At 50.7% G+C, this 21,460-nt stretch carries 19 protein-coding genes, 1 tRNA gene and 1 other RNA gene; 18 read left to right on the top strand and 3 right to left on the bottom strand.

What is annotated here, in order from left to right:
- Window positions 1-2 precede the first annotated feature (2 nt).
- The gene (locus tag PUT07_RS27735) at window positions 3-1,796 is read left to right on the top strand and encodes a stalk domain-containing protein (protein WP_379240878.1); all 1,794 of its coding nucleotides are present in this window, start codon (window positions 3-5) and stop codon (window positions 1,794-1,796) included.
- Between the two features lie 460 nt (window positions 1,797-2,256).
- Here PUT07_RS27735 and clpP read toward each other — a convergent pair whose 3' ends face one another.
- Together clpP and PUT07_RS27745 are read right to left on the bottom strand one after the other, a co-directional pair.
- Window positions 2,257-2,838, bottom strand: a complete 582-nt coding sequence (gene clpP / locus PUT07_RS27740) for an ATP-dependent Clp endopeptidase proteolytic subunit ClpP (protein ID WP_274472034.1) — start codon at window positions 2,836-2,838, stop codon at window positions 2,257-2,259.
- 200 nt (window positions 2,839-3,038) lie between these two features.
- Window positions 3,039-3,110: transfer RNA gene (locus PUT07_RS27745), tRNA-Arg, on the bottom strand.
- 238 nt (window positions 3,111-3,348) lie between these two features.
- On the opposite strand from PUT07_RS27745, the gene PUT07_RS27750 reads away from it, so the two are divergent.
- The 15 genes from PUT07_RS27750 (at window position 3,349) to PUT07_RS27820 (ending at window position 17,862) form a co-directional block, all read left to right on the top strand.
- Entirely contained in the window at window positions 3,349-4,371 is a 1,023-nt protein-coding gene (locus PUT07_RS27750) for a sugar-binding transcriptional regulator (RefSeq protein WP_274472035.1), read from the top strand.
- A 78-nt stretch (window positions 4,372-4,449) separates the two neighbouring features.
- On the top strand, window positions 4,450-5,454 hold the full coding sequence (gap, locus tag PUT07_RS27755; RefSeq protein WP_274472036.1) for a type I glyceraldehyde-3-phosphate dehydrogenase: 1,005 nt from the start codon (window positions 4,450-4,452) through the stop codon (window positions 5,452-5,454).
- 135 nt (window positions 5,455-5,589) lie between these two features.
- Entirely contained in the window at window positions 5,590-6,771 is a 1,182-nt protein-coding gene (locus PUT07_RS27760; RefSeq protein ID WP_274472037.1) for a phosphoglycerate kinase, read from the top strand.
- A gap of 26 nt (window positions 6,772-6,797) precedes the next feature.
- Entirely contained in the window at window positions 6,798-7,550 is a 753-nt protein-coding gene (gene tpiA, locus PUT07_RS27765) for a triose-phosphate isomerase (RefSeq protein WP_274472038.1), read from the top strand.
- Window position 7,551: 1 nt separating this feature from the next.
- Window positions 7,552-9,090, top strand: coding sequence for a 2,3-bisphosphoglycerate-independent phosphoglycerate mutase (gpmI, locus tag PUT07_RS27770; protein WP_274472039.1), 1,539 nt, complete (start codon window positions 7,552-7,554; stop codon window positions 9,088-9,090).
- Window positions 9,091-9,128: 38 nt separating this feature from the next.
- Window positions 9,129-10,421 (top strand): phosphopyruvate hydratase, encoded by a 1,293-nt coding sequence (eno, locus tag PUT07_RS27775; protein ID WP_274472040.1) that lies wholly within the window; start codon window positions 9,129-9,131, stop codon window positions 10,419-10,421.
- Between the two features lie 87 nt (window positions 10,422-10,508).
- Entirely contained in the window at window positions 10,509-11,225 is a 717-nt protein-coding gene (locus tag PUT07_RS27780; protein ID WP_274472041.1) for a M50 family metallopeptidase, read from the top strand.
- Between the two features lie 106 nt (window positions 11,226-11,331).
- On the top strand, window positions 11,332-11,568 hold the full coding sequence (gene secG / locus PUT07_RS27785; RefSeq protein WP_274472042.1) for a preprotein translocase subunit SecG: 237 nt from the start codon (window positions 11,332-11,334) through the stop codon (window positions 11,566-11,568).
- Between the two features lie 162 nt (window positions 11,569-11,730).
- Entirely contained in the window at window positions 11,731-12,441 is a 711-nt protein-coding gene (locus tag PUT07_RS27790; RefSeq protein WP_274472043.1) for an alpha/beta hydrolase, read from the top strand.
- A 38-nt stretch (window positions 12,442-12,479) separates the two neighbouring features.
- Entirely contained in the window at window positions 12,480-15,167 is a 2,688-nt protein-coding gene (rnr, locus tag PUT07_RS27795) for a ribonuclease R (RefSeq protein ID WP_274472044.1), read from the top strand.
- A gap of 97 nt (window positions 15,168-15,264) precedes the next feature.
- Window positions 15,265-15,747 carry an SsrA-binding protein SmpB gene (smpB, locus tag PUT07_RS27800; RefSeq protein WP_274472045.1) on the top strand — a complete coding sequence of 161 codons (483 nt, stop codon included), beginning with the start codon at window positions 15,265-15,267 and terminating at the stop codon, window positions 15,745-15,747.
- A 212-nt stretch (window positions 15,748-15,959) separates the two neighbouring features.
- Window positions 15,960-16,323, top strand: a transfer-messenger RNA (tmRNA) gene (gene ssrA / locus PUT07_RS27805).
- 160 nt (window positions 16,324-16,483) lie between these two features.
- Window positions 16,484-16,918, top strand: coding sequence for an HNH endonuclease (locus PUT07_RS27810; RefSeq protein WP_274472046.1), 435 nt, complete (start codon window positions 16,484-16,486; stop codon window positions 16,916-16,918).
- A 236-nt stretch (window positions 16,919-17,154) separates the two neighbouring features.
- The gene (locus tag PUT07_RS27815) at window positions 17,155-17,598 is read left to right on the top strand and encodes a UPF0158 family protein (protein WP_274472047.1); all 444 of its coding nucleotides are present in this window, start codon (window positions 17,155-17,157) and stop codon (window positions 17,596-17,598) included.
- A 129-nt stretch (window positions 17,599-17,727) separates the two neighbouring features.
- Entirely contained in the window at window positions 17,728-17,862 is a 135-nt protein-coding gene (locus PUT07_RS27820; protein WP_274472048.1) for a hypothetical protein, read from the top strand.
- A 143-nt stretch (window positions 17,863-18,005) separates the two neighbouring features.
- Here the strand turns inward: PUT07_RS27820 and PUT07_RS27825 are convergent, their stop codons facing one another.
- Complete coding sequence (locus tag PUT07_RS27825) at window positions 18,006-19,079, bottom strand: permease (protein WP_274472049.1); 1,074 nt, start codon at window positions 19,077-19,079, stop codon at window positions 18,006-18,008.
- Window positions 19,080-19,196: 117 nt separating this feature from the next.
- On the opposite strand from PUT07_RS27825, the gene selD reads away from it, so the two are divergent.
- Complete coding sequence (gene selD / locus PUT07_RS27830; protein WP_274472050.1) at window positions 19,197-20,246, top strand: selenide, water dikinase SelD; 1,050 nt, start codon at window positions 19,197-19,199, stop codon at window positions 20,244-20,246.
- A gap of 14 nt (window positions 20,247-20,260) precedes the next feature.
- The gene (gene mnmH, locus PUT07_RS27835) at window positions 20,261-21,298 is read left to right on the top strand and encodes a tRNA 2-selenouridine(34) synthase MnmH (protein WP_274472051.1); all 1,038 of its coding nucleotides are present in this window, start codon (window positions 20,261-20,263) and stop codon (window positions 21,296-21,298) included.
- Window positions 21,299-21,460: the final 162 nt, after the last annotated feature.

Genomic DNA, 21,460 nt, shown 5'->3' on the forward strand with positions numbered 1-21,460 from the left:
AACTGTTAAAGGAGCTAGGGAGAGAAATGAAATGGAATGCTTTAAAGAAAGAAATTGCCGTCATGCTCGCATCGCTGGTATTTCTGGCTAGTGTAATCGCCGCACCTGCCGCGCATGCGGTATCGACAAGTTCGTCCTTAATTTTACTTTATATCGATAAGGCCGAGGCATTCGTGAATGAAGAGCAGATTCACTTGGAATCGCCGGCCACTATTATTAATGGCAGCACATTCGTGCCAGCGAAGTTCCTGGGCGATACGCTAGGCTTCAAGGTCGAGTGGAACGCGGATTCCCGAACGATCCAGATGACCCCTCCGGGCTATAACATCGTGCTGGATGCAGACAACAAGACGATTACGACGAATGGTGAGGATATCCCTTTCGGTTCCGTCGCTTCGATCGTGAACGGGAAGCTGCTGGTGAAGCTGACATGGCTGGCCGACTACATGGGAGCGAAGTACACGTACAACAGTGAATTGCGCCGTGTGGAGATCGTCCATTTTAAAGCGCCTGAGGGCATCTACATTGACCAGGACAGCAATTCCAGACCTGTAGCCAAGTTCACTACGGCGAAGCCTACATACCGCCTTGGAGAGCCTGTGAAGTATTTGGATCTGAGCTACGATCCGGATGCGGAAGGCATTGCGTCCTATGAGTGGGTCGGCAATGAGGAAGCTTTCTTCAAGCCGGGGAAATATCCGGTAACATTGGTCGTGAAAGACCGTCATGGACATGTAAGCAAGCTGTTCAAAAACTATGTAACTGTTGTTGACGAAACGTATCTAAGTCAAATCGAGTACCCGATTTATACGAAGCCGGTTGGCGGATTCATCAAAACGGATTGGGGAACGATCTGGTCTCATTTTAACAATATGCCTCTGTTGCCGAATAAGGTGACGGAAGTGACCGGCCGCACGCTGCTCGTCAGCGACAGCCCGGAAGAGTTCACAGAGAAAGGGATTCTGTACCAGGATAACATCAATGGCAAAGCAAGATTGTATGCCGACCACATCAACGGAACCAAACAGAAGATGACGATGGCGATTTTCGCTACGAATAATACGGATAAACCGGTTACGATCAAAACAACGAACAAAGGCGAAGTATATCCTTCCGTTTATGCCAATCTGATCGGCAGCGAGGCTTCCGTCGACTTCCTGATGAACAATGTGTACACGGATCAGTTGACGGTTCCTCCGCACGAAACGTATATTTACTCGAAGCTCCCTGATTTCTATCCGGGGCAAGGCGTGAATCTGTTCTACGATGTGGAAACGGATGGTGAGCTGCAAATCACCTTCGGTGTAACCGATCAAAGGCTTATGACGTCGACGGTGAAGGAGCTTCCGTACTTGGCGTTCAACGGCCATGTGCGCGGGACGTTCCCGATATCGGAGCTTAAGTGGGATATCGATGCGGCAAGCTTCACGAAGACTTCCGTGCTCACCATAGGTGATAATAAGACGGATCCGTTCGTCAAAGGCTATGATGTGATGCGGAAGCAGAATGTGGAGAACGGCGGAAACTACGGCGTCGTTTATAAGATTCATGCCGATAAGCCGCGCAAAATGGCGGTTATGATGATGGCTAGAGGCGGCGTGTTCAAAGGGCCGTTCAAAATTAACGGCGAGATCATGCCGGTGCCGTGGTCCGGCGTAATTACAGCGTTCGACGGCATGCAAGTGCTGGCGCGCACGACCGGCACGGAAGATGCGCTCGATATCGAGTTCACGCCTCCGGCGGGATCGGCGTTCCCGATCGATTTGATCTTCTACCCGTTGGAAGATAAGAAGTAAAAAGAAGAGCCCAGGAGTGCTCCCGCTGGCGGAATCGCATGATTTCGCCGGGGAGTCTCTGGGGCTCTTGTTTGTTTTGGAGCGGGCAGCTGGCGGCTGGCAGGGGCTTGCGCAGAGAGGCATTCCGCGGAGAACCTATGGCAGCCCGAGGGGGAGCGTAAGGCTGAAGGCTTGACGGAATCAATTACCGGGAATTTATCATGTTAATTCCTGCGTTATGCCCCAGTTGAAGGGGGGTTACAGGAAATTCTCCCGTTAATTTGCCGTCACGCCGCAGAAATGGGAGAGTTTCTTGGAAATTAACGTGATGATTTCCAGTTAATCAAGCTGGAGACCGCGATGGATTGAAGAATAACGGGAGATATTCCCGTTACGTTATCCATCCGCGAACAGCAAAAAACCAGCCGCAAAGCCGCTCGCAGGAGCGGCTTTGCAGGCTGGTTTCTTCACTTCGTATGGGTTAGACGCGCTCGATGACTTTATCGATAAGTCCGTATTCCATCGCTTCCGCAGCGCTCATGAAATTGTCGCGGTCCGTATCCTTCTCGATGCGCTCGAACGTTTGTCCTGTGCGCTCTGCGAGGATTTTGTTCAGGTTGTCTCTCATCTTCAAAATGCGCTTCGCGCGAATCTCAATGTCGGAGGCTTGGCCTTCAGCGCCGCCAAGCGGCTGGTGAATCATGACTTCACTGTTCGGCAGCGCATAGCGCTTGCCTTTGGCTCCTGCCGTCAGCAGGAAAGCGCCCATGGAAGCGGCCATACCAACACAGATAGTGGACACGTCCGGCTTGATGAACTGCATGGTGTCATAGATCGCCATGCCGGCAGTAATGGAACCGCCAGGGCTGTTGATATATAACGAGATATCTTTATCAGGATCTTGGGCGGCCAAGAAAAGTAACTGAGCAATGATGGAATTCGCCACGACATCGTTAACGCCCGTGCCTAAGAAAATAATGCGGTCCTTCAGCAAGCGTGAGTAAATGTCATATCCTCTTTCACCGCGCGCGTCCTGTTCGACGACCATAGGGATAAAACTCATGAGAATGACCTCCTTGGGTGGGTACATGGTTTAAATGATTAATTCTGGTGCATACTTTTTACAGTATCTACAAGTATGATAACGAAAAAACATCCAAAGGTCAAGAAAGGTCAAACTAACATCAAAAAAAATCAGTCAACCGACTGATTTCTCTTGTGTTTGTGCTTATTCTGCTGTAATACGCGTTATTCACACTAGTACGCGCCCGAAAGGAATCGAACCTTTATCTCAGGCTTCGGAGGCCTACGTCATATCCATTGGACCACGGGCGCACAAGAATTAAAAAAAACGAAGCAAGGGTTATTATATGTCACCTCCGCGCAAAAAGCAAGACATTCCCTGATTCGCACATTTTTCAGAAAATTATATGAACAATTGTTGAATGTTCTGCCGATATTGGTTATAATAAAAAACGAGCAAGGCCAATTTTTTTTACCCGGGTGGGACACAAAATGTAGACCCGGGACATAAAACGTCCATCACGGAATCAGGAGCGTCAGAGGTCGTCATATGAGAGAAATTCTTGACATTCAGAAAAAGCTCTTGCCGGATCTCATGGACATCATGAAGAAGCGGTACTCCATTCTCCATCATATCTTGGTCTCCGGTGTAGTCGGACGCAGAACGCTAGCTTCTTCGCTCGACATGACGGAGCGGGTGCTCCGCGGTGAAGTCGAATTCCTGAAGGAGCTAGGACTTCTGGAATCGGATGCCTCAGGGATGAAGATTAGCGAGACCGGTCGTCAGCTGCTCGAAGATATGCAGCCGATCGTCAAGATTGCTTTCGGACTGACGGATCTGGAGGAAAGCATCGAGAAGGCGTTCGGCCTCAAGCAAGTCATCGTCGTTCCGGGCGATACGGACACTTCGGTCTTCACGAAGAAGGAGCTTGGACGCGCAGGAGCAGCAGCCTTGCGGAAATACGTGGCCAAGGGCGATATTATAGCCGTTACCGGCGGTTCGACCATGGCGCAGATTGCGAACAATTTGGCGATATCCTCGTCCATGAAGGGCAACTGGTTCGTACCGGCCCGGGGAGGACTTGGCGAAAGCGTGGATATGCAGGCGAACACCATCGCTTCCATTATGGCCAAGAAGACAGGCGGGAAATACAGGCTGCTTCATGTGCCGGATCATCTGGGTGAGGAAGCGTACCAGACGCTAATCCAAGATCCGCAGATTAAGGAAGTTGTTGACGCCGTGCGGAGTTGTCGCATCGTAATACACGGTATCGGAGATGCTATGGTCATGGCTCGAAGGCGTAAGGTGGATGCCGACACGACGCGCAGCTTGCAGGCAGACGGTGCTTTGGCGGAGGCGTTCGGATATTATTTTGACCGCCAAGGAAATGTCGTGCACAAGATGCCTACGGTTGGATTGCGCTTGGAGGATCTGCAGCGGACGGAAGTCGTCATCGGCGTGGCTGGGGGCAAGAGCAAAGGAGAAGCGATCGCTTCTGTACTCCGGCATGGCCAAGAGCATGTGCTGGTCACCGATGAAGCGGCAGCCATTGAGATTATGAAACATGTGTAAGCGAGACATCATAACGTAGGCTTGTATTAGATGCGTTTTGAAATAAATACAATTTGTTAATCTTAGGAGGAATTCCAAATGGTAAAAGTAGGTATTAACGGTTTCGGACGTATCGGTCGTAACGTATTCCGCGCAGCTCTGAACAACCCTGATGTGCAAATCGTAGCAGTAAACGATTTGACTGACGTGAAAACTTTGGCACACTTGCTGAAATACGACACAACTCATGGTAGACTTAACGCTACAGTCGAAGCAGGCGAAGGCGAACTGATCGTGAACGGCGTATCCGTGAAAGTATTCGCTGAGCGTGACCCTGGAAACCTTCCTTGGGCATCCGTAGGCGCTGAAATCGTTGTTGAGTCCACAGGTATCTTCACAGCGAAAGAGAAAGCTTCCCTTCACTTGAAAGGCGGCGCTAAGAAAGTTATTATCTCCGCTCCAGCTACAGACGAAGATATCACAATCGTACTTGGCGTGAACGAAGACAAATACGATCCGGCTGTTCACACTGTAATCTCCAACGCTTCCTGTACAACAAACTGCTTGGCTCCATTCGCTAAAGTAATCAACGATCAATTCGGAATCGTTAAAGGGATGATGACAACTGTTCACTCCTACACAAACGACCAATCCGTTCTTGACGTTCCACATAAAGACCTTCGCCGTGCTCGCGCAGCAGCTGAGAACATCATTCCTTCCAGCACTGGCGCAGCAAAAGCAATCGGTCTGGTATTGCCAGAACTGAAAGGCAAATTGAACGGTATGGCAATGCGCGTTCCTACACCTAACGTTTCCGTAACGGATCTGGTTGTAGAAACTAAAGTTAACGTAACAGTTGACGAAGTTAACGCTGCTCTGAAGGCTGCTGCTGAAGGCCCTCTGAAAGGCATCTTGAACTACTCCGCTGAGCCGCTTGTTTCCAGCGACTACAATGGTGATCCAGCTTCCTCTACCGTTGATGCATTGTCAACAATGGTAGTTGGCGACAACATGCTGAAAGTGGTTTCCTGGTACGACAACGAGTGGGGCTACTCCAACCGTGTAGTTGACTTGGCTGCTTTCATCGCCAAAAAAGGTCTGTAATTTCATAACATACACACACTAACAACCACATGAAGAGGAGAAGCGATTCTCCTCTTTATGTGCGATTGTCCCCTATATAACCAATGATCGGAAGTTCGGAAGTTAACCATACACACGTTCAGGAGGCTTTGACTTATGAGTAAGAAAAGTGTTCGCGATGTTGAAGTAGCTGGTAAAAAAGTTTTCGTTCGCGTTGATTTCAACGTACCTGTAGAAAACGGTCAAATTACGGACGATACACGGATCAGAGAAACGCTGCCGACGATTAAATATTTGATCGACAAAGGCGCGAAAGTTATTCTTGCAAGCCACTTCGGCCGTCCGAAAGGTCAAGTTGTGGAAGAATTGCGTTTGACACCGGTTGCGGCAAGATTGGCTGAGCTGATTGGCAAGCCGGTTGTGAAAGCGGATGAAGCGGTTGGCGAAACGGTAAAAGCGCAAGCGGCTGCTCTTGAGAACGGCGATGTGCTATTGCTGGAGAACGTACGCTTCTACGAAGGCGAAGAGAAGAACGATCCTGAATTGGCCAAAGCTTTCGCAGATCTGGCTGACCTGTTCGTGAATGACGCATTCGGTGCTGCTCACCGTGCGCACGCTTCCACTGCGGGGATTGCGGCTTACATACCGGCTGTATCCGGTCTTCTGATGGAGAAAGAGCTGGATGTCCTGGGCAAGGCGCTGAATAACCCTGAGCGTCCTTTCACAGCGATTGTCGGCGGATCCAAAGTCAAAGACAAAATTGCGGTCATCGAGAACCTCCTGAACATTGCAGATAACGTCCTGATTGGCGGCGGTCTATCCTATACATTCCTGAAAGCGCAAGGCTATGAAATCGGCAAATCCCTTCTGGATGAGTCCAAGCTTGATCTCGCGTTAAGCTTTATTGCCAAAGCGAAAGAAAAAGGCGTAAACTTCTTGCTTCCGGTGGATATCGTAGTTGCCGACGAATTCGGCGCAGATGCGAACACGCAAATCGTTAACATTGACAGCATTCCGGCTGACTGGGAAGGCATTGACATCGGACCGAAAACGCGGGCTATCTACGCAGACGTCATCGCCAAATCCAAGCTTGTTGTTTGGAACGGACCGATGGGCGTATTCGAAATCGAGCCATTCTCCCACGGTACGCGTGCTGTAGCGCAAGCGTGCGCAACAACCGAAGGTTACACGGTTATCGGCGGCGGCGATTCCGCAGCAGCAACTGAGAAATTCCACTTGGCTGAGCAAATGAACCACATGTCCACAGGCGGCGGAGCTTCCTTGGAGTTCATGGAAGGTAAAGCATTGCCAGGCGTTGTAGCCTTGAACGATAAATAATTTATTATCAAAGGAGCATAGATCCCATGAGCAGAAAACCGATTATCGCGGGTAACTGGAAAATGTTCAAAACCGTTTCCGAAGCCGTTAGCTTCGTGAACGAAGTAAAAGGCAGTACGACTGAAGGCGTTGAGAGCGTCATTTGCTCGCCGTTCACTAACCTGCCGGCGCTGGTTGAAGCTGTCAAAGGCACAGACCTGCATGTAGGTGCGCAAAACCTGCATTTTGAAGACAACGGTGCATTCACAGGCGAAATCTCCGGCGTTATGCTGAAAGATCTGGGCGTGGAGTATGTTATCATCGGTCACTCCGAGCGCAGAGCTTATTTCGCTGAAACGGATGAAATCGTGAACAAGAAAGTTGCAGCGGCTTTCAAACACGGCTTGAAGCCAATCCTGTGTGTAGGCGAGAAGCTGGAAGAGCGCGAAGCGGGCCAAACGAAGGATGTTTGCAAAGTGCAAACGGAAGCGGCTCTGTCCGGTCTGAGCGCAGAGCAAGCGGCGCAAGTCGTTATCGCTTACGAGCCGATCTGGGCGATCGGAACAGGCAAATCTTCCACAGCGGAAGATGCGCAAGACGTGATCGGTTACATTCGCCAACTGGTTGGCGACCTGTACGGCGCTTCGGTAGCGGCGGCAGTGCGCATTCAATACGGCGGCAGCGTGAAGCCGAACAACATCGCTGAGTACATGGCACAACCGGACATCGACGGCGCGCTTGTAGGCGGAGCGAGCTTGGAGTCCGCATCCTACATTCAACTCGTCCAGGGGGCGAAGTAACATGTCCAGACCGAAACCGGTAGCACTCATCATTCTCGATGGCTTCGGACTCCGCTCGGAAGAGCAGGGGAATGCGGTTGCTCATGCCAAAAAGCCGAACTATGACCGTTACTGGTTAACGTTTCCACATACGACGCTAACCGCTTGCGGTGAAGCCGTAGGTTTGCCTGAAGGCCAGATGGGGAACTCTGAAGTGGGACACCTGAACATCGGCGCAGGCCGTATTGTTTATCAGGATCTGACGCGGATTTCGAAATCGATTCGTGACGGCGAATTTTACGATAACGAAACGATCGTAGGCGCTGTGCGCCACGCCAAAGAGAACGGCAAGAAGCTGCACCTGTACGGACTGCTTTCCGATGGCGGCGTACACAGCCACATTCAGCACTTGTTCGCTTTACTGGACTTGGCGAAGAAAGAACAGTTCCAAGATGTGTACATCCATGCCTTCCTGGACGGCCGCGACGTGGCTCCGGACTCAGCGAAGAGCTACATGGCAAGCCTTCAAAATAAAATTGCGGAAGTCGGCGTAGGCCATATTGCGACCGTACAAGGCCGCTATTATGCGATGGACCGAGATAAGCGTTGGGAGCGTACGGAGAAATCGTACCGCGCCATGGTTTACGGGGAAGGTCCGACATATACGGATCCGATGAAAGCGATCATTGAATCCTACGAGAAATCGATCTTCGACGAGTTCGTCATGCCGACGGTTATCGTCGGTGCCGACGGCAAGCCGGTCGGTCTCGTGGAGTCCGGCGATGCCGTAGTCTTCTTCAACTTCCGTCCTGACCGCGCGATTCAATTGTCGCAGGTCTTCACGAATGCAGACTTCCGCGGCTTCGACCGCGGCCCTAAAGCCGCTAAGAACCTATACTTCGTATGTTTAACGCTGTTCAGCGAGTCCGTTGACGGCTATGTGGCCTACAAGCCCAAAGATCTCGACAATACACTCGGCGAGGTGCTGGCTCAGAACGGCCTCACGCAGCTTCGCGCAGCGGAAACCGAGAAATACCCGCACGTGACGTTCTTCTTCAGCGGCGGCCGCGATGCCGAGCTTCCGGGTGAAACACGCCTGCTGATCCCTTCGCCGAAGGTCGCAACCTACGACCTGAAGCCGGAGATGAGCGCTTACGAGCTCGCGGATGCGGTCGTGAAAGAGATCGAAGCGGAACGCCACGATGCGATCATCCTGAACTTCGCCAACCCCGACATGGTTGGTCACTCCGGATTGCTGGAGCCGACTGTGAAGGCGATCGAAGCGACGGACGAGTGCCTGGGCAAAGTCGTCGAGGCGGTTCTTGCCAAGGGCGGCGTCGTCTGCATCACGGCCGATCACGGCAACGCCGATGTGGTCACGAACGCGGACGGTTCCCGCAATACGGCGCACACGACGAATCCGGTCCCTTTCATTGTGACGGACAAATCTGTTACACTAAGAGACGGTGGAATTTTGGCAGATATTGCCCCAACATTGCTGGATTTCTTACAGGTTAAACAGCCGGAACAAATGACCGGAACATCGATCCTTAAGAAATAGCAACCAAACTTATATTATTTAAAGGAGTGTTTTCTGCAATGACTATTATTTCTGATGTTTACGCACGCGAAGTACTGGATTCCCGCGGTAATCCAACGGTTGAAGTTGAAGTATATCTGGAGTCCGGCGGCTTCGGACGCGCTATCGTCCCTTCTGGCGCTTCCACAGGCGCATACGAGGCTGTTGAGCTTCGTGACGGAGACAAAGGCCGTTACCTGGGCAAAGGCGTTCTGAAAGCCGTTGAGAACGTGAACGAAATCATCGCTCCTGAAATCATCGGTTTGGACGCTCTTGACCAAGTCGGCATCGACTCCAAAATGATCGAGCTTGACGGCACGCCGAACAAAGGCAAACTGGGCGCTAACGCGATCCTGGCTGTTTCCATGGCTGTAGCCCGCGCAGCTGCCGACGCTTTGGATGTTCCACTGTACACATACCTTGGCGGATTCAACGCCAAAACGCTTCCGGTTCCAATGATGAACATCATCAACGGCGGAGCGCACGCAGACAACAACGTTGACGTGCAAGAATTCATGGTTCTTCCGGTTGGCGCACCGACATTCAAAGAAGCTCTTCGCATCGGCGCAGAGATTTTCCATAGCTTGAAATCCGTATTGAAAGAAAAAGGCTTGAACACGGCTGTTGGCGACGAAGGCGGCTTCGCTCCTAACTTCACATCCAACGAAGAAGCGATCACAACGATTCTTGCGGCGATTGAGAAAGCCGGCTTCAAACCAGGCGTTGACGTATTCTTGGGTATGGACGTAGCTTCCACTGAGTTCTACAAAGACGGTAAATATGTGCTTGAAGGCGAAGGCAAATCCTTCACATCCGCTGAGTGGGTTGACTTCTTGGCTGCATGGGTTGACAAATACCCAATCATCACAGTTGAAGACGGCTGTTCCGAAGACGACTGGGAAGGTTGGAAATTGCTTACTGAGAAATTGGGCGGCAAAGTTCAACTTGTTGGTGACGACCTGTTTGTTACAAACACAGAGCGTCTATCCACGGGTATTGAGCAAAACATCGCAAACTCCATCTTGGTTAAAGTTAACCAAATCGGTACGCTTACCGAAACATTCGATGCGATCGAAATGGCAAAACGCGCTGGCTACACAGCGGTTATCTCCCACCGTTCCGGTGAGAGCGAAGACAGCACAATCGCCGATATCGCGGTTGCTACGAACGCCGGCCAAATCAAAACAGGCGCACCTTCCCGTACGGACCGCGTAGCGAAGTACAACCAGCTTCTTCGTATCGAAGACGAGTTGTTCAACGTGGCTCAATATGCAGGCAAAAAAGCATTCTACAACTTGAGAAACTTCAAGTAAGATCGAAACGTAGTAATAACTAAATAATGCCGGGCGGGCCGGTGGCAGTGCCACCGGCTTGCCCATGCAACCTTAGGGGGTCATTGCATGAGCAATTGGGTGAAGACTATTTTATTTTTGATAGGGTCCGCACTGCTCACGCATTGGATCCCCTCTTCTTTTTTCCGCAACCTGGACACGATGGTCCATGAGTTCGGGCATGCCGTCATGACGCTCGCGCTTTCTGGGCAGGTGCAGCGAATCGAGCTGTATGCCAACCACAGCGGGGTCACGTTATCGGCCATCTCACAGGCGAGATCATGGTCCATAATTCCCGTCGCATTGGCTGGGTATATGACTGCTTCTTTATTCGCCTGGTTCCTATTCTCCGCCTTCGCCAAAGGCAGGCAGCATATCGGGTTTATGGTTATGATCGCCATATCGGCGGTTTCATTGGCTTTGTTCGTCCGCAACGGGTTCGGGATGTTATTCCTGATCGGCTTCATCGGACTGACGGGCGTTATGATGGCTGTGCCTTTCAAATGGATGCGGGACTTCTACTATCTGCTGCTCGCCTTCTTATGCTTGGAGGAATCGGTATTCGGACCGATCACCTTGGTTCAATTGGCTTGGATGAATGCGAGGCAGGCAGGGGATGCTACGAACTTGGCGCTGCATACGGGAATACCGGCCATGGCGTGGGCGATCATGTTCACCTTGTTCGCCTTGTGGTGCGCGAAGCAGGCGGTTCAAGCTTTCCTGGGACGGGGACGAAGAGCAAGGAGTATGGGGCGTCCGGCTCCCTCGACCACTTATCGAGAGTAGGCATTAGGGAGCTGGCTGGGCTCTTTATTGTATTCTAGGACGAACTGTGTTAAAATACTCATGCTAGTTATAGAAGCAAAAGTTCAGGCAATTGGGGTGCTAATAAATGTTAATCTTTATGAAAATTTTGTTGATCATAGCTTCCGTTGGATTGATTGCGGTTGTCCTCCTGCAAAAAGGGAAAAGCGCAGGTTTGTCCGGTGCCATTTCCGGTGGTGCGGAGCACTTATTTGGTAAACAAAAGGCACGCGGTTTGGAGCTTTTCTTGTCCCGTTTCACGATGGGGCTTGCTGCTGCATTTTTCATTCTTTCCATTGTCGTAGCTTACGTAGTGAAATCCTAACACACATAAAACGATAACAGCAGGGGAAATCTACTCCTGCTGTTTTTTCATTTTAAGCGGGCTTGCAGGCAGGAGATGTTCAAGATCGAGAGCAGAATTTACAAGTCAACCGAGCCTTTTTACTGGACAGGCAGTGGTAGGAACCAAGAGATAGGCATATTAATGATTCATGGGTTTACAGGATCCCCTTCGGAGTTCCGAAGAATCGGCTACGAGCTGAAGGATCAAGGGTACACCATACAGGCCGTCAGGCTGCCAGGCCACGGCACGTCACCCGAAGATATGATACGAACCGGATGGACGGATTGGTATGGGCATGTGCTGGAGAGCTACGACAAGCTGGCAAACACTTGCAAAAGCGTAGTCGTTATGGGACATTCAATGGGAGGCTTATTGGCCTTGAAGCTGGCCGTAGAACGCCAAGTGGCGGGCGTTATTTCGCTTGCTACGCCCATTTATTTGACTTCCAGGAAATCGGCGCTTGCGTTCGTCGTCCAATACTTTGTCAAATATATAAACAAGAAGCCTCGTGCTTTCTCCACGATTTTAGATGAGTCATGTGCATATACCAAAACGCCGATTCGCTGCGTCGTCAGCTTGCGAAAGCTGTTAAGGCATGTTAAGAAGCTGCTCCCCCGGGTAGCGGTCCCGGTCTGGATCGGGCAGGGGAACAGGGATGGTGTCGTCCATCGCGACAGCGCCGCCTATCTGTATGAACGGATTCGCTCCACCGTGAAGGAACTTCGCTACTACCCGAAGTCTTCACACGGTCTGCTGCTGGATCAAGAGCGGGAGCATGTATATGCGGATATCTCGGCGTTTATCCTTTCTCTGCAAGTGGCATACTATGGAGTAAAGAAACAAGTACGGTGAATTTGAGCTAGGCTCAACAACAAGAAAAGGTGAAAAGTATGGTAAAAGATCAAGATATTATCGCTTTAATGCAAGATGAGGCTTATAAGCCTATGTCCTACAAAGAGCTCGAGAAACATTTTGGGATTACAGGGGCAAACGAATTTAAAGATTTTATCAAGTTATTAAATCAGATGGAAGAAAGCGGGCACGTCGTTCGCGCCGCGAATGACCGCTACGGCGTACCGGAACGGATGAATCTGGTCAGAGGGAAGCTGCAAGCGCACGCTAAGGGCTTCGCTTTCTTAATTCCGGAGGACCGCGATCATCCTGATGTGTACATTAATGCGCACGACTTGAATACCGCGATGAACGGCGATACGGTATTCGTGAAGATTACGTCGAGAAGTGCCGGCGGAGGCCGATTGGAAGGCGAGGTCGTGCGGATCATATCGCGTGCCAATACGCAGATCGTAGGCGTTTTCCAGGGACAAGAGACATATGCATTCGTTATTGCGGACGATAAGCGGGTAACGCGGGACATTTTCATTCCTCAGCATGCTTTCAACGGGGCGGTCACAGGACAGAAGGTCGTTGTGAAGATCGTGAATTATCCGGAGGGGCGCTCGGCTGCGGAAGGGGAAGTCATCGAGATTCTCGGTCATAAGGATGATCCGGGCGTTGATATTCTGGCCATTGTGCGCAAGTTCCAGCTGCCTGAGGCATTCAGCGAAGAAGTGCTTGCGGAAGCGGATGCCGCTCCGGACTCCATTACGGAAGACGAGATCGTCAGCCAAGGACGCCGCGATCTGCGTTCCAAGCGCATTGTTACGATTGACGGCGAAGACGCCAAGGACTTGGATGATGCGGTGAACGTCGAGGTTCTGGACAACGGTCATTACAAATTAGGCGTTCATATTGCGGATGTCAGTTATTATGTTCGCGAAGGCACGGCGCTTGATATCGAGGCCTATAACCGCGGCTGCTCGGTGTATCTCACCGATCGGGTGATTCCGATGCTGCCGCACCGGCTGTCGAACGGCATATGCTCGCTTAACCCGCGGGTGGACCGGCTCACTATGTCCTGCGAGATGGAGTTTGACGAAAATTTAAAAGTCGTGAATCATGAGATTTTCACCAGTGTCATCAGGACTAGCGAGCGCATGACTTACACGAATGTCCGCAAACTGCTGACCGGTGAAGCGGAGCCGGAACTTGTGGAGCGCTATGCGTATTTAATGGAAGACTTTAAGCGGATGGAAGAGCTGTCTGCGAGATTGCGGTCCAGAAGGATGAAGCGCGGAGCGATTGATTTCGATTTCGAGGAATCCAAAATTATCGTAGATCCCGAAGGCAAGCCGACGGATATCGTGAAGAGAGAGCGTTCCGTCGCGGAAATGATGATTGAGGAGTTCATGCTGGCGGCTAATGAAACAGTAGCCGAGCATTTCTCGTGGATGAAAGTGCCTTTCTTGTACCGTGTCCATGAGGATCCGGATGCTGAGAAGCTGATGAATTTCATGGAATTCGTGACCAACTTCGGATACGCCGTCAAAGGCAAAGGCAATTCGGTACATCCGCGCGCACTGCAGACCTTGCTGGAAGATATCAAGGGGACGCCGGAGGAGACGGTCATCAGTAAGGTAATGCTTCGTTCGATGAAGCAGGCGCGTTATGATGCGCAGAGCTTGGGGCATTTCGGCTTGGCTGCCGAGTTTTACTCGCATTTTACTTCGCCGATTCGCCGCTATCCGGATCTGATTATTCATCGGGTCATTCGTGAAGTGCTGGAGAGCGGGACGCTGTCGGATACGCGTCATGAGTATTTAGCTTCCCGCATGAACGATATTGCTCAGCAATCGTCCGAGCGTGAGCGCGTAGCGGTCGATGCTGAGCGGGAAACCGAGGCGTTGAAGAAGGCGCAGTACATGCTGGATAAGGTCGGCGAGGAGTTCGAAGGCATCATTTCCAGCGTAACCGGCTTCGGCATGTTCGTGGAGTTGGATAATACGGTGGAAGGCTTGATTCGCTTGAGCGATCTTACCGACGACTATTACAACTATCATGAGCGCCAGCATGCCTTGATCGGCGAGCGTACCTCCAAAATTTATCAAATCGGGGACAGCACCAAGGTGCGCGTAGCCCGTGTGAATATGGATGAGCATACGATTGACTTCGAGCTCGTGGATATGAAGCCTCGCAAAGAGGGCGGATTCAGCCGCGGCGGCGGTGGCGGCAAGTTCAAAGGCGCCGGCGGGTTCAAGGGCTTCCGCAGCGGCAAAGGAAAGCCGGAGAAGGGCAAAGGCGGCTATACGAAGGGCAAAGGCGGTTTCGCCAAGTCTCCTGGCGGCGGCGAAACAGCGAAAGCAGGCCGCGGGGGAACCCCTATCGGCGATAAATCCGCTGAGGGAGGGCGTTTGCGCCAAGGCGATGCGGCAATCCCGGCAGGCAAACCGCGTCGCAGCAAAGCTGGCGGCGCACCGCTGAGCGAGAGCCGCAGCAAACGCGGCAAGCGCGGTCCCAAGCTGAGCGAAGGCGGCAGCTTGAGCGCAAGGCTGGAGTCTGTCGGCGCCGGGCGGACAGACAGCGGTGTGGGCCGCAGCGAAAGCAAGCGCGGCCGCGGCGGCATTGCGCTGGGGGGTGGCGAAGCCCCGGCGAGCGATTGGGCGAGCGGCGTGAACGCGCTCGCCAAGGGCGGCCGCCGGCGGAGCGAGGACGGCGTTAGTGGTAAGAAGCGGCGGAAATAACGCCGCTTCTTGCTTTTCGGGCTTGATCTTGCTACAATAGGATGCACATTGTAGCAGTATTTACCTGCGTCATTAATGTGCGGGAGGAGGATCTCACGTGGCAACAAAGAAGGCGGACGGCAAGGTGCTTGCCCAGAATAAGAAGGCATCGCATGACTACTTTATTGAGGAAACCTATGAAGCGGGTCTTGTCCTGACCGGCACGGAGATCAAGTCCTTGCGAGCGGGTAAAGCGAACATCGGTGATAGTTTCTCGACGATCCGCAATGGCGAAGCCTTTGTGCATAACATGCACATCAGCCCTTTCGAGCAAGGAAACCGCAGCAATCCGGAGGATCCGACGAGGACACGGAAGCTGCTCCTGAAGAAGGTGCAGATTGCCAAGATGCTCGGGCAGGCCAAGCAGGAAGGTTACACGCTTGTGCCTCTGAAGGTGTATATCCGCAACGGATACGCCAAGCTTCTGATCGGCATCGGCAAAGGGAAGAAGCAGTACGACAAACGCGAGTCCGCGGCTAAGAAGGATGCGCAGCGCGACATCCAGCGGGCGCTGCGGGAGAAGCAGAAGGTCGCCAGATAGCTTGCAGCTGTCTGTCTGGGTATTCTGGAAGGCTGCACCTTGCTTTCCACAAACCTGACCGTTCATTTTTGCGCAGCTTGTGCTATACTAGGTTTACAGCAAGTGATTCACCAAATGAATGACAGATTCGCACTGAATCTGATTCAAGCAATTTGGCTCTCAACTGCTCGTCTTTTACCTTCTCCGCCTGACAGCGGATATGAAGGCAATCCGGGGGTGTTCTTGGATTCGACGGGGATAGTTCGAGCGCGGGTTGCGGGTAGTGGGGACGCGTCCGCTTCAACAACGCTAAAGCCTATTAAATGGCAACCAACGTACAACTTTAGCAGCAGCTTAATAACCTGATCTGCTAAGCTTCTACCTCGCATCGCCCATGTGCTAGGATAGGGGCCCAACCTTAGTGGGATACGCCGCTCGGTCTCCGCCTGGGGTCGACGGAAGAAGATAATCAGGCTGACCTTGGACATAGCCGGTTACGGGGCGCTGGCCTTGGTGACATCAAAACTGTGACTACACCCGTAGATGCCTGTGTGGCGATATTTCCGGACAGGGGTTCGACTCCCCTCACCTCCATACTGAGAACCCGCTCTGGGAGCGGGTTTTCGCCTTTTTATGAGTGAAATTACAGTGACTCAAAGTCATTTGCAGAAGCTCGTCTCCAACATACATAACCACGTATCTAATCATCAATTGTCTGTGGTTATTGTCTAAATTAAGCCTTGGGAGGCGATTGAATATGATAACAGTGCTCAATGTGGATGGTCAGAAGCTGACCCCTTGCGTGCTTGACCGGGCTTGGCGGGAAGTTAACCGAGCTCGTGCCGTCTGGATTGACGACCAGACAATCCAATTACTCTACAACCCCTTCTCATTTCGAGACTATCGCAAAACGGCATTGAAACGGGATAAATACACTTGTTTGTGGTGCGGACGTCCTGCAACAACGGTAGATCACATTGTCCCCTCAAGCAAAGGCGGCTCCGATCTTCCCCAAAACTTATTCGCAGCTTGCATGGAATGCAACACGAAACGAGGAAACCGTTCAGCGTTCTCCTATTTTATAGATAAAGTATTTTCCGTGCCGAATCTTGTAAAGCTCTCTTACCGCATCATGAAAGCGAAACATCATCATCGTCAAACGAACCGACGTAAGTATTTATACACCGCCTGAGGGCGGTTTTTTATTTTTATTGGGCGTTCAAACGGAATAGTGTGGGATGTTAGGGAGGGGCACTACTCTAGGGTTCAGTCGAAGCTAGGCAAGAAGAGATGAATTTGAGAAAATAAAAGCACGTACCACTCAATCATTTAACTTTTAAATAGTATATTTAATATACGTATGTGGTAGATTGGTGATGAACTGCAAAAGATTAAGTTAAACTAATTATTGGAAAGGTGCTGATCGAAATGAAATTAATGGACGAGCTTATTGATGCTTATTTAGATAACAACATGGAGCATCCGTACTATTTGGATTTACATACTGGACTCGTTATTTTGGATATGGACGAAGCATATACAGGGGAACCAGGCATTGACTGGGATGATGAGGAAAACGAAGAGCGGTATATCGGCATTCCAAAGATTGATTCCAATGAGGCGTTTGTCGTCATGACGAAATTTGCGAAGCAAACCAAATCTGATCCTGAAGATTTGTTATTCGAGGCACTCAATGGTAGCAAACCTTTTCGAAAGTTTAAGGACATGCTCTATCAATTAGATATTTGGGATGAGTGGAACAAGTTTGAGAACAAGTACGCAGAAGAAGCAATTCAATGGTGGATAGATCAGTCTGAGCTCAATTACGATGAATTAAGTGAGAAATACACAAAAAATTGCAGCATCGGCTGAGATTACATCGAGGGCAATATTGGAGTTAGACCGGAGGGTACTGATCGAACAGCCATTATTCATGGTGTCGGCGGAACGGAGATTGTGTTTACAAAGTGGTTTGATGCTGTTGTTTTAGGTGATTGGAGAGTGAATGAGTGTAAGGTTGAAATTGGCGCTATGGATTATGGCATACATATTGACGGTATCCCAGGGTTTGATTTCATTCGAAACGCGGGACTCATCATTGATACCAAGAAGATGAAAGTTTATGCCTCACTGTAAGCACGTCCCTCCCACATCAGCAACAAACGATACAGCAGATAGCAGAGTTTTATCGAACCAGTTCGCATGGAAGAAATCAAAGAGACACCTCAAGAGGTGTCTCTTTTTCATACAACGAGCCAGCAAGGAGTCGCCCCTCACTGTTATAGAAAAATCGCCCCTGCAATCCCGCTTAATATACCAAGCCCAATGACAGAAACGGTAACCATCAGGATAACCTTCTTGGGGAAGGATCTGGAAATCATGAGCAGGGAAGGCAGGCTGACGGCCGGAAGGGTAAGCAGCAGCGCCGCTGCCGGTCCCGTCCCCAGACCGAAGGACATTAAAGTTTGGATAATAGGGATCTCTGCCGCTGTGGGGATTACGAACAGTGTGCCCGCGATCGCCAAACCGATAATCAGCAGAATATGATTACCCGAGGATTCCTGAACGGCAGGAAATAGCCAAGCTCTGCTTGCCCCTAAGACGAGCACTGCGATGATATAGGACGGAACGATATGAAGAACCATGGACCCTATACTTTTCAACCATCTTTGTACGAATGAGCCGGATGGTTCGTCTTTCAGTTCTTCCGGCTGCACAGCCAGGCTCTCCGGGACTTCCGCTTTCCCGGCAAAAAAGTTAGCCAAATAGCTGACACCGAAGGTTAGCACGAGTCCGAATAGAAGCCGAATCAAGGTGAATTTCCACGACAAAACAAAGGTCATAAACACCAAGGTTGCCGGATTAATGGTCGGATTCCCGAGCCAGAACGCCAGGCTGGCGCCTACGGACACATTTTTCCGGCGTAATCCTACAGCTAGAGGCGCAGCGCAGCATGTGCACATCATACCAGGGATGGACGAGATTCCGCCGATTACGGTGCTTTTGAAGGTCGTTTGGCCGAGTACCCTAAGCAGCCATTTGGACGGGAGTAGCACCTGGACGAGAGAACCGAGGAGTATGCCGAGCAGTGCGGCCTTCCAAACCGATTTGTAGTAAGCCAGGGCATAATCCCATGCCGCTTGCCAAGAAGGAGCGGGAGCTGCCGGCTGTTGGCCGGAAACGATGGACGACCCGATGGAGTGTTTCGCTGCCGCATCGAATGCTTTATGATAATACGGCAGCCATTTCACATACGTTAAACCAACAATAGCGATAATCGCAAAAAGAATGACGGACAGAACGACTTTCTTGTTGATGGAATCAGTTTGATTTGAACTATTGGCAGTTGTCATAGGATTCTCCGAAAATTAGATTAGACGAGCTAAATAGGTTATTATTATAACACATCCTGTAAGTGGTGAAGGTAAAAATGATACAATTCCTGTTGCATACAGAAAGGAAGAGGAACGATGACGACCTCCGATAAAATTAAACTTACATCTTATTCTACTAAGGGCGGCTGCGGCTGTAAAATTGGTCCGGCAGATCTGTCCGAAGTGATTAAGACATTACCCTCCGCCATACCGAACCCGAACCTCCTTGTAGGCATAGATACGAGTGATGACGCCGGTGTTTATCAATTGAGCGAAGATCTGGCTCTGGTACAAACGGTTGATTTCTTCACTCCGATCGTCGATGATCCGTACTCGTTCGGACAGGTTGCTGCCGCGAATGCGATAAGCGATATTTATGCTATGGGAGGCAGACCGCTAACAGCGCTTAATATTGTTGCCTTCCCGATACGTACTCTAGATAAGCAAGTGCTCGCTGAGATCTTACGGGGCGCTGGAGATAAAATGAATGAAGCAGGCATTACACTGGTCGGCGGCCATTCCATTGACGACAATGAGCCGAAGTTCGGACTTGCCGTAACCGGACTGGTCCACCCTCAGAAGGTGCGAACCAATGCGGGAGCGATTCCGGGAGATAAGTTAATCTTAACCAAGCCTATTGGAGTAGGTATTCTGACAACTTCAATTAAGAAGGACCGGTTAAGCGAAGAGGAAGTTAAGCGGGTTACAGAAGTCATGGCCACACTTAACAAGACCGCTGCGGAAACAATGGAGCCTTACGATGTACACGCCTGCACGGACGTAACCGGCTTCGGGTTGATCGGACACTCTCTCGAAATGGCCAAAGGGAGTAAGGTGGGCATTCGCATTACCGCAAGCGATGTACCCGTACTGCCGAGAGTCAGGGAGTTGGCGGAAGAAGGGTTTGTTCCCGGAGGCACCAAAAATAATTTCGCCCATGTGCAGAATGCAATCACGTTCCCGGAAACTTTGGACCAAATCGGGCAATGGATTTTATGCGATGCGGTAACGTCCGGAGGGCTTCTCATTGCTGTAGCCGCAGACCAGGCTGATGAGCTGCTTGGCAAATTGAAGCATGCCGGGGTCGAAGCCAGCATCATCGGAGAAACGACAGATGAACATCCGGGCCGTATCGTAGTCATCTAAAGGAGCGATATGCATTGTTTCAAGATATCAACATAGAAGAACTTCTAGCTCTTAAGGATAGCAAGGAACTAGTTATGATTGACGTTCGGTCGCCTTCCGAATTCCAGGACTCCACGATTCCGGGCAGTATCAATATTCCGTTTTTTGATGATCAGGAGCGGGCGGAGATTGGAACCATTTATAAGCAAGTTAGTGTTCAGGCGGCCAAAGACAGAGGGCTTGAGATCATTTCGGCCAAATTGCCGGCTTTTGTCAAAACATTTGAAAAGATCAAAGGGCAGAAGGCGGTTTTCTGTTGGCGCGGCGGCATGCGAAGTCATACCTCTGCAACGGTTCTTTCCTTGATGGGGATACGAACCTATCGTTTAACAGGGGGCTTTCGCGCCTATCGCAAATGGGTCGTCGAAACGCTGGAGACGATGGATTTCAAGCCCCGCGTCTGTGTTATTTCCGGGAATACAGGAGCAGGCAAAACGGCTATTCTAAGGAAGCTCCAGGAGGAAGGCTATCCGGTATTGGATTTGGAAGCCATATCAGGGCATAGAGGATCTATTTTTGGCCATGTCGGACTCCGAGCCAACAATCAGAAGACGTTCGAAGCTCTGCTCGTTACCAACCTTCTGAGGTTGAAGGATTCTCCTTATTTTTTAGTTGAGGGTGAAAGCAAACGAATCGGCAAAGCGGTTGTTCCCGAATTTATCGTCAATAAGAAGGAGACGGGCACCCAGCTTTTGATTGAAATGCCGCTTGCTGAACGTGTTCGTCATATCATTGAAGATTACCGCCCTCAGGAGAACAAAGCAGAATTGCTTCAAGCCTATCGGCATATTAAGGACCGCATTCATACCCCAATCGCCAAGGAGATCGAAGCCGCGCTTCACGAGGACCAATTTGAGCATGCCGTCCGTCTCTTATTAGCGTATTACTATGACCCGAGGTATGAACATGCGATGAAGAAGTACGAGCAAGAGAAAGTAATCATTCAAGCCAAGACGATTGACGAAGCGGTTACGGCTGTGAAGGAATATTTGACAACAGCGAATTTTATGTAAAAGATTGGCGAACCACGGAAGCACCGTGCCGGCAGAAGAAATTCTTCTGCGGCATGCGTGCTTTTTTTGTTTGGCTATGTCCGGGTAAGCTGTATACGACTAGAAAACAAATCCATTTGTTGCTATACTGATACATAGTGTATCAGGAAATGGAGGATAGAT

It is taken from the genome of Paenibacillus sp. MAHUQ-63 (assembly GCF_028765165.1).
Taxonomy (GTDB): domain Bacteria; phylum Bacillota; class Bacilli; order Paenibacillales; family NBRC-103111; genus Paenibacillus_E.

Coding starts and splice junctions, on each gene's coding strand:
- clpP (WP_274472034.1), bottom strand. CDS start 2,838: ATGAGTTTTATCCCTATGGTCGTCGAACAGGACGCGCGCGGTGAAAGA.
- PUT07_RS27750 (WP_274472035.1), top strand. CDS start 3,349: ATGAGAGAAATTCTTGACATTCAGAAAAAGCTCTTGCCGGATCTCATG.
- gap (WP_274472036.1), top strand. CDS start 4,450: ATGGTAAAAGTAGGTATTAACGGTTTCGGACGTATCGGTCGTAACGTA.
- PUT07_RS27760 (WP_274472037.1), top strand. CDS start 5,590: ATGAGTAAGAAAAGTGTTCGCGATGTTGAAGTAGCTGGTAAAAAAGTT.
- tpiA (WP_274472038.1), top strand. CDS start 6,798: ATGAGCAGAAAACCGATTATCGCGGGTAACTGGAAAATGTTCAAAACC.
- gpmI (WP_274472039.1), top strand. CDS start 7,552: ATGTCCAGACCGAAACCGGTAGCACTCATCATTCTCGATGGCTTCGGA.
- eno (WP_274472040.1), top strand. CDS start 9,129: ATGACTATTATTTCTGATGTTTACGCACGCGAAGTACTGGATTCCCGC.
- PUT07_RS27780 (WP_274472041.1), top strand. CDS start 10,509: ATGAGCAATTGGGTGAAGACTATTTTATTTTTGATAGGGTCCGCACTG.
- secG (WP_274472042.1), top strand. CDS start 11,332: ATGTTAATCTTTATGAAAATTTTGTTGATCATAGCTTCCGTTGGATTG.
- PUT07_RS27790 (WP_274472043.1), top strand. CDS start 11,731: ATGATTCATGGGTTTACAGGATCCCCTTCGGAGTTCCGAAGAATCGGC.
- rnr (WP_274472044.1), top strand. CDS start 12,480: ATGGTAAAAGATCAAGATATTATCGCTTTAATGCAAGATGAGGCTTAT.
- PUT07_RS27810 (WP_274472046.1), top strand. CDS start 16,484: ATGATAACAGTGCTCAATGTGGATGGTCAGAAGCTGACCCCTTGCGTG.
- PUT07_RS27815 (WP_274472047.1), top strand. CDS start 17,155: ATGAAATTAATGGACGAGCTTATTGATGCTTATTTAGATAACAACATG.
- PUT07_RS27825 (WP_274472049.1), bottom strand. CDS start 19,079: ATGACAACTGCCAATAGTTCAAATCAAACTGATTCCATCAACAAGAAA.
- selD (WP_274472050.1), top strand. CDS start 19,197: ATGACGACCTCCGATAAAATTAAACTTACATCTTATTCTACTAAGGGC.